Raw genomic sequence first — 13,365 nt, 5'->3', positions numbered from 1 at the left:
ATCATAGCAAAAAACATACCTATTGGCGATATGGTCACGTAACAACAATCGGCGAACCCTCTGGGTCCGCCGATGGTGTACGTTATGCTTATTATAAAATGTATTGATTTAAACTCATTTAAATTTGTTCAGCTTATCGCCAAAACGCTCGCCGAGCGTAATGCTCAGACCGGAATTATTGAGGGAAACGTTAGGATTATTCAGTTCCTCACGAGGTGCACGAGATGCACGTGGTGCTCTTTCTGCTTTAGGAGCAGCTTCAGGAGCTTCCTCAGTTTCTTTAATGCTCAGGCTAACACGTTTTTCGGAAGGATTCATTTCAAGAATTTTAACTTTCACTTCTTGTCCTTCTTCCAGAACTTCTTGTGGAGTTCCAATGTGTTTGTGGGAAATTTGGGAAATATGAACCAAACCTTCCACGCCAGGAGCGATTTCAACGAATGCGCCGAAGTTAACCAGACGTTTTACAACACCTGTTACGATGTCATTGTTGTTGAATTGTCCAGCAGCCGATTCCCAAGGACCAGGCTGTGCAGCTTTCATGCTCAGGCTGATTTTTCCTTTTTCAGGATCTACTTTCAAGACTTTCACTTTCACTTGATCTCCTTCAGAAACTGCATCAGAAGGCTTATCGACATGAGTCCAAGCAATTTCAGATACGTGAACCAGACCGTCCACGCCGCCAACATCTACGAAAGCACCGAACTGTGTAAGACGTTGAACCGTACCTACGATTTCTTGACCTTCTTTCAGCTCAGCCATTACTTTAAGCTTGTTGGCTTCGAATTCTGCTTCCAGAACGTCTTTTTGAGAAAGGATCACTTTGTTATTTTCACGATCCAGTTCTTTTACAACAACACGCAATGTGCGGCCTTTGTAATCACTGAAATCTTCAACGAAGTGACGTTCTACCATGGATGCAGGGATGAATCCGCGCAGACCTACGTCTACCACGATGCCACCTTTAACGACATCATTTACAACGACTTCAAATACTTCTTTGCTTTCGAACAGTTGCTCCAACTTTTCCCAAGCATTTTCACTGTCGATTGCACGTTTGGACAGAACAAGTTTTTCTTTGCCATCGTCGATGCTGATAATTCTAGCTTCAACCTCTTGGCCTACTTGTACTGCTTCTTCTGCGTTATCCAGACCAGAAGACAACTCGCGAATTGGAATAACTCCATCGTATTTATATCCAATGCTTACTACCGCTTGGTTATCTTCCAATTTCACGATTGCACCCTTAACGGTGTCACCTTTTTTCAGGGAGACGATTTGATCGAGCTCGTCTTGATTTGCCGCTTCAGCAGCTTCTTGATTTTTAATTTCTTCCGACATGTCAATACCCTCCTCAATTCAAAAAAAACCATTTATTTAAACCTGCGCATGGCAGAGTTCAAAACATAAATAAACTTTTGTTCTAGTTTTCCGAGCTTAGACACAATTCATGCAAGCCTTTCAGTTATTCGTAGGCTTACCCGTTTCCTTCATCGTGCGAATACGAGACATAATTGCTTCTGTTGCCAGTTCAAGCGGATCTCCTTCGATATCGGCACCCTTTTGGTAAGCGTCCAAATTGACAGGTTTACCGTATAACACTTTCGTTTTACGGAAAAGCTTGTAATCACCAATGATGGCGACCGGAACGGCAGCCGCTCCACTGCGTAGCGCAAAGCTTGCAGCACCCTTTTTACCGATTCCCCCAGCTCCTCTGGAGCCTTCGGGAAAGATCCCCATAACCTTACCGTCACGCAAAATGTTCAATGCCAGCTTAATGGATTCCTTACTTACACCACCGCGTTTGACTGGAAAAGCTCCCAGTTTCCCAATTAGCGGACCTAGTACAGGAACATTAAACAGCTCGGCTTTTGCCATAAAGTGAACCTTTCGCTTCAACAAAATACCGACTGTAGGAGGGTCAAGATTACTAATATGATTAGAACACAACAGTACTCCGCCCTCGGCAGGAACATTTTCCCTGCCTACCGCCTCAAGTCTAAACAGAACGCGGTAAATGAGACGCAAAATACTGGCGCATACAGTATATATCATTGGCTGATCTCTCCATCCTTCTCCGTTAAGCAATAAGATACGATCGTATCAACGACATCCTGAATACCCATATGGGTCGTATCGAGCACGATGGCGTCCTCACTGCAACGAAGCGGGGATACCTCCCTCTCCTCGTCAAGCTTGTCACGTGCCGCAATGTCACGTTCTAGCTGCTCCAGAGTGATATCATCAGTTTCGCTCAGTTCTTTAAAACGGCGAGAGGCACGTTCCTGAACACTTGCGGTCATGAACACCTTGACTTCCGCATCGGGAAGTACAGTTGTTCCAATATCGCGACCATCCATAACGACACCCTTGCGTGCAGCCATTTCACGCTGGTTTTCAGTCAAACGTGTACGTAAACCAGCAATACTTGAATACTGAGACACGTTGCTAGTCACTTCCATCGAACGGATCACAGTGGTTACATCTTCCCCGTTACAATAAACCTTTTGGCCTGTGGGGTCCGGTACTAATTCAATCACCAGCTCAGGTACATGCTGAAGCACTTTTTGTACATTTTCTGCAGGAATTTCCTTACACATCATGTACCACGTTGCTGCTCGGTACATGGCGCCGGTATCTACATATACATAAGAAAGTGCTTTCGCCACCAGGCGGGCCACTGTACTTTTCCCTGCACCAGCAGGTCCATCAATGGCTACATTTATTTTGTTACTTGAAGATACATGTTGCCTTGCCAACAGGGAATTCCTCCTAACCTAACCTCAAGAAAAAAGCAGGCATTGCCTGCGACGTGAAAATTATACCACACATTTATAGGCGATGCAAAATAAGCGACAGGTTACTAAAAAAGAAAAATTTCGGATGATTAAGATTTTTCCCTGAATTCCAGCTGCCGTTCAAAACAATATTTAATCAGTTTTTGGCGCTCCTGATCAGCAATTTTCTCATATTTCAGCATAATGAGTCTGCGGCCGTTTTCCATCTGCTGAATACGTACAATTTCAGATTGGAACGGAACATGCTCTTGAGTTCCGTTTTTATAAGGGACCAAAATCCAGCAAGATAATGATTCTCCTTCTTCAAGATGATGAGCTCCCTGGGTCTGAAAAGAAACGCCTCCGCCTCCCACATCATGTGTCTCTGCTACAAATCTGGACTCGTTCTCACCATGCTTTACCGCAATTTCCAAGTTGGCCTTAACCCGAAGAAAGTTTCGGCGCTGAATTTTGCTGATGCTGTCTGGAGCAGGTTTGTGGATGCGAACCATCCGGAGGATATCCTCTTTAAAACCCGTAACGTGGGTATTGAAATAATTTTTAATACCTCCCTCGCTCATAAAAAATATAGACAGCTCTTCCCCTAGAAACAATTTTTTCAAGTGTCCACTTGTTTGTGACATAGGAATTTCAATTAGAAAGTTCTGTGACTCCTCTTCCGCAATACGAGACTTAAATTCAAAAATCTCGTCCTTATGGTCAGTACCAGCCACTTGTATGTATAACACATCATTAATTTTGGGAAACAAATGATCCACCATCCTTGTCCATTAAAAGCTCTAATTAAGGTATATAATACCACGACTTTATGCCTATATTAAGCATTATATTTGTTCGAGCTATGACTAAAGCACAAAAAACCTCCTTCATGAAGGAGGTTTAGAGTGACTATTGATTCATTTTCATGTAATCAACTACGCATTACTTGCAGTAACCTGAGGTTCATCTGAATCTTTAACCTCTTCAATCGTTTCTTCCATCCCTGTATTGGCGTTAATGTATATCCGGTAAACGGAACCATTGATTTTACCACCAAATTCATAACACAGAACTTCATTCGAAAGTTCATTTTCAATTAAGGCTTTACGGTGGTAAGTTTCACGAAACTCAGGATTCAATTTTGCTCGTGCTGCATTCAAATTCAATTTCGCTTGCGGAATGCGGCGGAGATGACTATGCTCATACACATAATCACTGGATTGAAAACCGATCACTTGTCCGTTATCAAGGCCTGATCTGACTGTGATTTTTTCTGGATAGATAATCACGTCCCCTTGTTGGCTCGCAAATGTAATGTTAGCTAAATTCCCGCTTTCATCATATGCAACTGGCTTCATTCCTTTGTAACCTTTTTGTTCAAGGTATTCACTAGCATAGCGAATCGCTTCATTACGTGTTGCTTTTTTAGGACCTACTGCCCTCATGTCATGATAAGAAATAAGCTTGCCGCCTTTTTTCGTGAAATCCATACTGGCCACGGGTTGCTTCTTATTTAGCAGGGTAGCTGTATAAGATGCCCATTCCGTTCCTTTACCGTTTTCGTTCACACGAATCTGACTTTCCGGTTTTCCTGTAAATTCAGCGGCATTTCGTTTAATTTGTTCTGCATTCACTGCCGGGAGACTCAATTTTTTCACAGAGCGTTTATCATAGATGCTGGCTACAGACGGTCCCCAATCCAGCTCCTTGTAGTTTTCCACCTTTTTGTCCACGGTTTTAAAGCCATCAATAATGGTATTGTCCTTCGGCCCAGTTTGAGAACCTGCCGCCATATCTACATCCATCCATCGCAAATTTTTGCTAAGGACCTTTTGCTGCACTTCCTGCATGTTTTTCGAAATTTCTTTGGAATTGTTATATAACGTTTTCAGGTTCGAAATTTCTTTCTCATTTAAAGGCTCGTGATCCAGATCACGAACAGCGGTCTGATACGAAAATGCAGATAGATGTGACAGCAAATCCTTGGCATGATTAAAAGGCATTACATTGAGAGGCAACTGATTAACCTCATTTTGGGCCTCACTTGCAATTCTCCACACGTTCATCAAACATTTGCGGTGCATCGAGTGTGAAGTGTTATGGACAGCAACCGCGTTACCGAGTTGAGAATGCAGCTGATCCATATGAAACGACAAATCGTGAAACGCACGCTGGTATTGATTTTCCGCTTTAATCGACATGTTATCTGCCTGAAGAGACACCTCTTTTCTCATCTGGCTTTGCTGATAACCCCACACAAATGCTCCTATCATCATCAGGGTAACCACCGGGAACAATACGGCACTAAGTCGCTTATACATATTGGGAGTCTCCTTTCTTCAAGTACACTACCGATAGTGTGACAAGAAGAAAGCTCTCTTATGCATGCTTTTCCATGACTTCAACAATAAACTCACAGTTATCGCAAATGCAGCGCTTAAAGCCGGTCTGAATCTGTCCTTGCTCTATGCGTCCTCTTAGCACAAAGCGTTCCCCGCATCTTTTACAATGAATTCTTACTTTTATGCGCAAAAAAAGACACCTCTTTCTCTAACAGGTTTGTCAGATCAGTGTGTCCCATTTCGTTACATATTAACCTTTTCTTCCCGCTTTAACAAGCGAAAAGGAGAACGGTTATTGGCTCGACTAATCTTCGCCATTCCCCCATACCATAGAAATGCCATCAGTGGAATGATAAACCAGATCCAGTCATGCGAAAATTTCGTCAAAATCAAATCGTATACTCCGTGCCAGAACCATGGAAGCACCAATGACAGCAACAACATGTATTTGCTCCTCAAGCCCTTTGAAAACTTGGCCTTCCCCATGTAGTAGCCCATCATTACGCCAAACATCGCATGACCGGATACCGGTAGCAATGATCGCATCAGCATCATGCTAATCGAAGCATGCCCCGCCCAGGCATATAACAGATTTTCAACCGTTGCAAATCCGAGTGAGACTGCGGCTGCATACAAAATACCATCATAAGGCTCGTCGAACTCGGTATGATTATAGATGATGTGATACAACAGAAACCATTTAAAAAACTCTTCCACTCCGGCTGAAATGCCGAATACCTGGATTAACGTGTGATCCCCTAGCCAAAGCAGCAGCCCGCGTTGAAAAATCATGACAGGAAGAACCACCAAAAAGCCGAGCAAAAACACTTTAATAACCATGTGCAGTGGCTCCGAATCATACCTGTCCTTCAAGTAAAAATACATCAATAAGGCGAGACCCGGCGCTGTGGCTGCCGCTAAAACCGAAAACAGAAGCACCGATCATCCCTCCATAAAAATGAGTCGGCCCTGCTTTCAGCGCAGAGCCGACAAATTCACTTCGATATCACTTTCAATAGAACGAATCAAGAACGGCTGTCAAAATGAGTGCAGATGACAGCAACTGCCTGTTCAGGAATGACCAGCTTGCCGTACTCTTCCAACATAGCTGGTGTAACGGATGAGCCTTCTCCAAATTCAGCAAGAACCGCGATTAAAGCCGCAAGCTTGGACTCCTCTACTTCTTCTGGTTCCAAATGCAGAATCCATTTTCCTCTATAATGATACAGCTTACCTGCTTCCGTAGTGTTGCTACGAAGCATATGAGCCGCTTCTATGAGAACTTCGAAATCGCTAAACGCGTAAACGATGGAATCGCTATGCTCCAGCGTGACTTCCATTTCGTAGACTTCTTCTGGAAGCTCCTCATCGGGACCCGAACCATACTGTTGATGGTCATATTTTCCCCGGGTGACGATAACAACCATTCCTTGAGCAGGAAGCGCAAAGACTTCGACAGCTAACGGTCCCGTGGCGTCGAAGCCCAGTTCACTGTATGCCTGATCCATCATTTCGGTAAACAGCTCATGAACTCTTGGAATTTCTTGCCACATATCGTCTTTTTGAATACCGCGTTCGCTCAAATCGTCAAAGGTAAGGAAAATCCGTATCTTGTCCTGACTTAATCTTTCTATTTTCATACTGGACCCTCCTCCTGGCAGCCGAGTGTTATTAACAGATTATGATGCAATTATGATGCCTGTGATGAAAATGGTTCTATGTAATCATGTTATCATTTTATAATCGTAAATGCACGCAATAAAAAGATAAAAAAAAGAATCATTTGAACGGCTTTTACAAAAAAGCCGCAAAATGATTCGGAATAAAGGTTTCTGGGTTACAATCCCGGTACGGCTGTATGAGTTTCTTTCAAAATTTGCTCGACCTCACGTTTAACATCGGGACTTGTGCTGATGAAGTCTTTAATCAACTTCATATTCTCTTCTTTGTTCTTGGCAGTATGGGCGTTATGAGCGGTTTTATCTGTTTGTAAATGATGGTCTTGATCCTTACGGGTGTCTTCTTTATTGAGCGTAATCTCGCCCATTCCGGGGAATGCCGCGTCCATCATTTTAGTACGGGCTTTCTGCACTAAATTGCCGCCTTTTTTTCCACCCATGTCCATAGATAAGCCCAACATGTTGCGGTTGCGGGAGATCAAAGAGCTTGCGACAGCGCCCAAGACGATTCCCAGGAAAAATGAAGATGTTTTCACAATTAGAACCTCCCTTTGTGGTAGAATCAAGCATAGTGTTCGTCAGTAGTGACAAACTCATACGGTATAAAATACAGGAAGGTGAGATGAAATAATGGGTACAAAAACAGCAGCCATTTTGTTCACCGCATGTCTGCTGCTTAGTGCTTGCACTGCAACCAAGCCGGAATCTGCGGCAACAAGCAACCACCAGGATTCGGTAGCGTCTGACTCAAGTAACAGCGCCAAAGATCAGAGCAACGTCTCTTCCCCAAAAAGCAGCAGTAAGCAAGCAGGCAGTGATGATCATAACTCAGCGAGTAAAACCAATGCACAAAATGATAAAACCAGCGAAAGCAACGAAACAGGAGCTGCGACATCTGCAACTACCAATAACAAAATGTATCACTTGGATAAAGCCTACAATGTAATCCCTAACCAACAAGGTACCGAAAAAAAAGTCGTGTTACTGACCTTTGATGATGGTCCTAAGGAAGCAGCCATGATTAACAAAATCATAGATGTACTGGACAAACACAAAGCGAAAGCAATTTTCTTCGTAAACGGTTACCGTGTAAAAGAGCATCCTGAGTTACTCAAGCTTATCCATGACCGTGGGCAGCCCATCGGCAACCATAGCTGGGATCACATCGTGCTGAAGAATAAATCTGAGTCCGAGGTTAAAAAACAGATTGAAACGGTACAAAAAGCTGTTAAGGACATTACAGGACAAGCCCCAGTATTCTTCCGTCCCCCTCATGGTGCAGGCGGAGACGTAGGTCGCAAGGTCGCTAAGGAAAACGGTCTCCTATACATGACATGGTCCGTCGGTTCTCTGGACTGGACAATGAAAAAGAATCAGCCTAATAAAACGGAGGCACTCCTCAAAAACGTAACAGAACAACTCCATCCAGGCAGCAATATTTTGATGCATGAACTGCCATGGACAGCTGAGGCTCTGGACAGTCTATTGACACGCCTTGAGCAAAAGGGTTATCAATTTGTCGATCCGCAAGGCATTGAGGTTCCTGCCAGCTAATAGACACTTGCGTATACTCCGGATTAACTATAGATGATGCAATAAAGGCCTCCATTCTCCGCTATTCATGCGGAGATGGAGGCCTTTACCGTATCATTACGCGCCTTGACCTAAGCACAGACGTCCATAATAACTTTATATTACCAAAGCATTTCACTGATGGGTGGTGCACCCTTGATGCCCCACCACAGTAACGCTGCAGTAATCAGCACAAAAAGAGTGCTCAAAAAATTTAAAAACCACTTGCTTACCCGAATACGGCGGGACGGAAACATTTCCGCCCGCGTTCGGTACTCACTGGCAGGAGTGTCATTCTCCATCGTCACAGCAACTTCTGGTGCAGCGGCAACGTGAGCCAATTCTGGCACGGGCCGTGAAGCACGGGAGCGAACTGGTTTAGATTTTGACCTGTCCTCCTCCTTGCCTTTGCGACCATTTCGACGGCTACCATAGGTCTGCACTCTGCTAAGTTCCTGATTCATTCTTCATACCTCCGAAAACGTAACGCTAAACCAGATATAAGGTCAATCACAAAATGACAAATGATCGGTGCCCACAGACTACCGGTCTGCACATATATGTAGCCCAATCCATAACTGCTAAGAAAAACCCAGCCAGTGGGAATCCAATGCCGTAAATATCGGATATGAATCACCGCAAACAAAATGCTTGTCCAATAAGGACCAAAGCTGTACTGAATCGCACCTCTGAACAAGAGTTCCTCACAGATGGAGACGATAGCTGCTATACAAATAATATGCCAAACCGGACGATTTTGAAACAGCATTTGGTTAATACCACCGTCTTCCATAGCATCCTCAGGCATAATCCGGGATAGCAACAGATCCACAAGTAACATAGCGGCGGCCAATCCCAATCCCCACCATAAGACGTGCAGAGTGTTCGGCAATGCAAATAGTTCTAACACATTTCTTTTCTGAAAAATAATCCAGATTGCGCCAATCAGCAGGGTCAGCCCCTGAGTTAGATACAAATTGTAAAGCAGCAAGCGGTCATTCAATTCATGAATTTGCGCTCTTTTCCATTTCACTTTAAGCTTTTTCATAGTTAGTTAGTCCTCTGCATAGTCTTCTTTAGCATCATAGCCAAAAAGTCGGGCGGATTCAAGAAGACTTAAATCTTAATTTTCCGCATTCTGTAGCTATATATCTAGCCGGCTATCCACACATGTCGCATGTCCTATTGACATGCCCATGTAAGCCATGATACATTATGAAAAAATTATTAGCGACAACAACAATGATGGAGAAAAGGTATTGATTTCGTCCTCAGAGAACCGGTGCTTGGGTGGAAGCCGGTGACGAAGTAACTACTTTCAGCGCTCCTGAGTTATTGCACCGAGGTCTGGGGAATATTTCCCGGCATTAGATGCAATCGGCAGAAAACCGTTATCCTTTCGGTCATTTTATGACCGCTGAAGGCAGTCCATTGCGAAATGGCTGCGAATTAGGGTGGTACCACGATAACTCTCGTCCCTTACTATGGAGATAGTATGTGATTCGGGAGTTTTTTTGATGCCCGAAAACCGCAAAGTGTCTCCGCATAAGACTTTTGGTCGTTAGTTTGGTGCATAATGCTATTCCATCCCTTTTCTGCGTCAATGCGTTATCACACTAGTATTTCACACCGCTCTCCTGTACTTTTAGAAGCATTTCAAGTTTTTTCATGTTCTTTATGGAATGTATTTCAGTTTGAAGTACATCCTGTCCATAAAAGAAGTTAACTTTGAGGAGGAAACCAAATGTTTAAAGTGTTAGTATCCGATCCGATCAGTGACCTGGGCATCCAGCAACTGATGGATGCAGACGATGTCACGGTGGACAAGAACACAGGTCTCAGCGAGGATGAATTGGTTCAAATTATTGGTGATTATGACGCGTTACTCGTTCGAAGCCAAACTCGGGTAACCGAACGAATCATGACGGCAGGTAAGAACCTCAAGGTTGTAGGGCGAGCTGGGGTCGGAGTGGACAATATCGACCTTGAAGCAGCAACACAGCGCGGGATTATCGTTATTAACGCTCCTGACGGCAACACGATTACGACATGTGAGCACACTTTTGCGATGATGATGGCTCTAGCACGTCATATTCCACAGGCGTATGCCAAAACCATTGGCGGTACATGGGATCGTAAAACATTCCTCGGTGTCGAACTGCGTAACAAAACACTTGGAGTCCTCGGCATGGGACGTATCGGCAGTGAGGTGGCTAAACGTGCCAAAGCATTTGGCATGAGCATCCTCGGCTATGATCCATTTCTAACGGAAGAACGCGCTGAGAAGCTGGGCATTAAGCTGGCGAGCGTGGACGAAATTATCCGCAACGCAGATTTTATGACCGTACACACACCATTAACACCGGAAACGAAACATATGATTGCTCGTCCACAGTTTGAAGTGATGAAAAAAGGAATGCGCATCATCAACTGTGCCCGGGGCGGAGTTATCGATGAAATGGCTCTTGTTGAAGCCATTGATGAAGGTATCGTTGCCGGTGCAGCCTTTGACGTATTCGAATCAGAGCCGCCAGCACAGGATCACCCATTCCTGAGTCATCCGAAAATTATCGTCACACCACATCTGGGTGCCTCAACTGTCGAAGCTCAGGAGAATGTAGCTATCGATGTGTCCGAGCAAGTGCTGCATATTTTGCGTGATGAGCCTTTTAAAAATGCGGTCAACATGCCTCCAGTACCATCCAACGTCATGACGCAATTGCAGCCATATTTCTCGCTTGGAGAGAAGCTGGGCAGCTTTGCCGCTCAGATCACGAATCAGGCTGTACGTGAAATTCAGGTAGATTACGCTGGTGATTTGTCCTCTGTGGATACACAGCCGCTGACACGTTATATTTTGAAAGGTGTACTTAGCCGTCATCTGGGCAGCGATGTGAACATTGTAAACTCTGTACATCTGGCCAAAACACGTGACATCCATCTTGTCGTGTCTCAGGCGCCCGCCACCAAGGGATTTACCAACCTGATTACCGTTACACTCAAAACCCAGAGCGGCGAAGAGCAACGTGTATCTGGCACCCTGCTGGCAGGCTATGGCGAACGTATTGTTCGGTTGAACCAGTTCCCAGTAGATGTGGCACCGGAAGCTCATTTCCTGCTCATCTCCCACAATGATAAACCAGGCATTATCGGTCGTGTCGGCACCTTGCTTGGGGAGAACGGCGTCAATATCGCTTCCATGCAAGTAGGGCGTAAAATTGTCGGCGGAGAAGCCATCATGATCTTGACCGTCGATAAAGCCGTGCCTAAAGATGTGCTGGTTCAACTCGTTGGTTTGCCAGAACTAAATACTGCCCAAGAAGTAGTGCTAGATTAGTTCCAGACAGTATTGAGAAGTCCAAGGTTTATAATAAAGAGAGGCGCCTGGCTACCCAGGCGTCTTTTTCTTATACCGTTATCTATCATGAGAGCAATTATCTTGAAACAGGATGTTCCACGTTGAACAAGATAAATGTTGATTTTTCAACAAAAAGCACCCTCTTCCGAGGATGCCTGCAAACCGGGGTATATCAGTTGGGGCTTATAAGCCTGTTACAGACCCAGCTTTGTTTTGTTGGAGATCGGCAGCAAAATAGTAAATTCCGTCCCTTCCCCCAATGCGCTGGCAGCAGAGACAGAGCCTCCGTGAGCCTCTACAATATTCTTGACAATAGCAAGCCCCAAACCAGTCCCTTTATCCTCACCACGTACTCTGGCCTTATCTGCCTTGTAGAAGCGGTCGAAAATATAAGGTAGATCCTCGCTGGCAATGCCTACACCTTCATCCTTAATCCGAATACGGATTAACTCATGCCGTTCTCCCAAAATTCGATCCGCCGCAATAGTAACCTTTTTCCCGCCGGGTGTATGTCTGAATGCATTATCCAGCAAATTGGTCAATACCTGCTCCAGTCGGTCTTCATCTGCCTCAGGCAGCAGCAAACGTTGGCCTTGCTCATGGTAATCGAGTGTCAGTCCCTGTTCCTTCGAACGTACCGTAAATTTACGATGAACACGCTCGATCAGCTCATTCACATCCACTTCCTGTCGGTGCATGTCTGTATGACCAGCCTCCATTCGGGCCAGATCAAGCAGATCTTTGACTAATCTTCCCATGCGTAATGATTCATCATGGATGACCTGTACCAGCTCCTCGGATTCTTCAGGTGAACCCGCCATACCATCCAGCAACGCCTCGCTGTAGCCCTGCATCATAGATAAAGGTGTACGGATTTCATGAGAGACGTTGGCCACAAAATCACTCCGCATCTTCTCAAGCTTCACTTCTTCCGTAATATCTCTAAGCACAGCTACTGCACCGCGGATTGCATTATCCGTATACAGAGGCGCCATCTGCACCGACCAGGAGCCCTTCTTGACATGGATATAGTCTCCGACATCCTCTCCCCTGTCCATAACGGTATGGAACAGAGACTGCAAAGGCTCAGGTACAGAAGCTCCAAACTCCTCCAGATCACGCTCCTGCCACTCCAGCTTTTTCCAGATATCCAACAGACTTTGTGCCGGCGGATTCGTCAAGATGATTTGTCCGCTTCTGTCGAAGGTGATTACTGCATCAGACATGCTTCGCAGTACACTGGATAAATGGTTTTTTTCCTCATTCAGACTGCGGATCGTTGCTTCCAGTTCCGTAGACATATGATTAAAAGTTTTCGCCAGTTCTCCAATTTCATCACTGGTCACCAGCGAAAGCCGAGTATCATACCTTCCCTCACGAATCGCATTCGCCGCCTGAATCAACAGCTGCATAGGCTGTGTGATTTTAGTAAAAAGGAATAGGGCAAAAAAGGTCGTCAATAAAAATCCGACAATGCATGTATAGGTGAACAAATGCTTGATTTCCGTCGATTCATACGCCGCAAAATTTCTGTTGATGTACGGCAATAAAAAAAGCCCTAGAAAAATAAGCACAGAGCCTACAAGACAAATGATGGTGATCCACAGCTTGCCCACCAGCGATCTCCAGAAGTTCAC

General features: G+C 44.8%; 13 protein-coding genes and 1 other annotated feature. Of the genes, 2 read left to right on the top strand and 11 right to left on the bottom strand.

The features are described 5' to 3' along the window. Nucleotides 1–114 precede the first annotated feature (114 nt). The 8 genes from rpsA to MKX59_RS11585 all read right to left on the bottom strand — a co-directional run bounded on the left by rpsA (nucleotide 115) and on the right by MKX59_RS11585 (nucleotide 7,334). Entirely contained in the window at nucleotides 115–1,341 is a 1,227-nt protein-coding gene (rpsA, locus tag MKX59_RS11620) for a 30S ribosomal protein S1 (protein ID WP_340858432.1), read from the bottom strand. Nucleotides 1,342–1,461: 120 nt separating this feature from the next. Further along, complete coding sequence (locus tag MKX59_RS11615) at nucleotides 1,462–2,055, bottom strand: lysophospholipid acyltransferase family protein (protein ID WP_013310746.1); 594 nt, start codon at nucleotides 2,053–2,055, stop codon at nucleotides 1,462–1,464. Then, on the bottom strand, nucleotides 2,052–2,759 hold the full coding sequence (gene cmk, locus MKX59_RS11610; RefSeq protein ID WP_023989187.1) for a (d)CMP kinase: 708 nt from the start codon (nucleotides 2,757–2,759) through the stop codon (nucleotides 2,052–2,054). Before cmk ends, MKX59_RS11615 begins: the two co-directional genes overlap by 4 nt. 128 nt (nucleotides 2,760–2,887) lie before the next feature. Next, entirely contained in the window at nucleotides 2,888–3,547 is a 660-nt protein-coding gene (locus MKX59_RS11605) for a flagellar brake protein (protein ID WP_023989188.1), read from the bottom strand. A gap of 165 nt (nucleotides 3,548–3,712) precedes the next feature. Next, a complete protein-coding gene (ypeB, locus tag MKX59_RS11600; RefSeq protein WP_023989189.1) occupies nucleotides 3,713–5,098 on the bottom strand; it encodes a germination protein YpeB in 1,386 nt (461 codons plus the stop codon). Nucleotides 5,099–5,362: 264 nt separating this feature from the next. Beyond that, nucleotides 5,363–6,058 (bottom strand): glutamic-type intramembrane protease PrsW, encoded by a 696-nt coding sequence (gene prsW, locus MKX59_RS11595; protein WP_023989190.1) that lies wholly within the window; start codon nucleotides 6,056–6,058, stop codon nucleotides 5,363–5,365. 86 nt (nucleotides 6,059–6,144) lie between these two features. Continuing rightward, on the bottom strand, nucleotides 6,145–6,759 hold the full coding sequence (locus MKX59_RS11590; protein ID WP_013310751.1) for a genetic competence negative regulator: 615 nt from the start codon (nucleotides 6,757–6,759) through the stop codon (nucleotides 6,145–6,147). A 197-nt stretch (nucleotides 6,760–6,956) separates the two neighbouring features. Beyond that, entirely contained in the window at nucleotides 6,957–7,334 is a 378-nt protein-coding gene (locus tag MKX59_RS11585) for a hypothetical protein (RefSeq protein WP_053325676.1), read from the bottom strand. A 94-nt stretch (nucleotides 7,335–7,428) separates the two neighbouring features. Here MKX59_RS11585 and MKX59_RS11580 point away from each other — a divergent pair, with 94 nt between their 5' ends. After that, nucleotides 7,429–8,352 carry a polysaccharide deacetylase family protein gene (locus MKX59_RS11580; protein WP_023989192.1) on the top strand — a complete coding sequence of 308 codons (924 nt, stop codon included), beginning with the start codon at nucleotides 7,429–7,431 and terminating at the stop codon, nucleotides 8,350–8,352. Between the two features lie 140 nt (nucleotides 8,353–8,492). Here MKX59_RS11580 and MKX59_RS11575 read toward each other — a convergent pair whose 3' ends face one another. Together MKX59_RS11575 and MKX59_RS11570 are read right to left on the bottom strand one after the other, a co-directional pair. After that, the gene (locus MKX59_RS11575; protein ID WP_023989193.1) at nucleotides 8,493–8,834 is read right to left on the bottom strand and encodes a hypothetical protein; all 342 of its coding nucleotides are present in this window, start codon (nucleotides 8,832–8,834) and stop codon (nucleotides 8,493–8,495) included. Next, nucleotides 8,831–9,418: a type II CAAX endopeptidase family protein gene (locus MKX59_RS11570; protein WP_339200294.1), complete on the bottom strand. Its 588-nt coding sequence runs from the start codon at nucleotides 9,416–9,418 to the stop codon at nucleotides 8,831–8,833. The genes MKX59_RS11575 and MKX59_RS11570 overlap by 4 nt, the downstream gene beginning before the upstream one ends. A 185-nt stretch (nucleotides 9,419–9,603) precedes the next feature. Continuing rightward, nucleotides 9,604–9,853 (top strand) — a binding site (T-box leader). A 261-nt stretch (nucleotides 9,854–10,114) separates the two neighbouring features. On the opposite strand from MKX59_RS11570, the gene serA reads away from it, so the two are divergent. Then, nucleotides 10,115–11,707: a phosphoglycerate dehydrogenase gene (gene serA, locus MKX59_RS11565; protein ID WP_028540623.1), complete on the top strand. Its 1,593-nt coding sequence runs from the start codon at nucleotides 10,115–10,117 to the stop codon at nucleotides 11,705–11,707. A 215-nt stretch (nucleotides 11,708–11,922) separates the two neighbouring features. On the opposite strand, the gene MKX59_RS11560 is transcribed toward serA, so the two are convergent. Next, nucleotides 11,923–13,365 (bottom strand): ATP-binding protein, encoded by a 1,443-nt coding sequence (locus MKX59_RS11560; protein WP_023989196.1) that lies wholly within the window; start codon nucleotides 13,363–13,365, stop codon nucleotides 11,923–11,925.

Source organism: Paenibacillus sp. FSL R7-0340 (assembly GCF_038002205.1).
In the GTDB taxonomy this organism is placed as follows: Bacteria; Bacillota; Bacilli; order Paenibacillales; family Paenibacillaceae; genus Paenibacillus; species Paenibacillus polymyxa_B.
Note: the sequence above shows the minus strand (reverse complement) of the source record. Positions and strands in the feature narration are given on the sequence as shown.

Excerpts from the sequence above, each read along its gene's own strand:
- rpsA (WP_340858432.1), bottom strand. The coding sequence starts at position 1,341 with ATGTCGGAAGAAATTAAAAATCAAGAAGCTGCTGAAGCGGCAAATCAA.
- MKX59_RS11615 (WP_013310746.1), bottom strand. The coding sequence starts at position 2,055 with ATGATATATACTGTATGCGCCAGTATTTTGCGTCTCATTTACCGCGTT.
- ypeB (WP_023989189.1), bottom strand. The coding sequence starts at position 5,098 with ATGTATAAGCGACTTAGTGCCGTATTGTTCCCGGTGGTTACCCTGATG.
- MKX59_RS11590 (WP_013310751.1), bottom strand. The coding sequence starts at position 6,759 with ATGAAAATAGAAAGATTAAGTCAGGACAAGATACGGATTTTCCTTACC.
- MKX59_RS11580 (WP_023989192.1), top strand. The coding sequence starts at position 7,429 with ATGGGTACAAAAACAGCAGCCATTTTGTTCACCGCATGTCTGCTGCTT.
- MKX59_RS11575 (WP_023989193.1), bottom strand. The coding sequence starts at position 8,834 with ATGAATCAGGAACTTAGCAGAGTGCAGACCTATGGTAGCCGTCGAAAT.
- MKX59_RS11570 (WP_339200294.1), bottom strand. The coding sequence starts at position 9,418 with ATGAAAAAGCTTAAAGTGAAATGGAAAAGAGCGCAAATTCATGAATTG.
- serA (WP_028540623.1), top strand. The coding sequence starts at position 10,115 with ATGTTTAAAGTGTTAGTATCCGATCCGATCAGTGACCTGGGCATCCAG.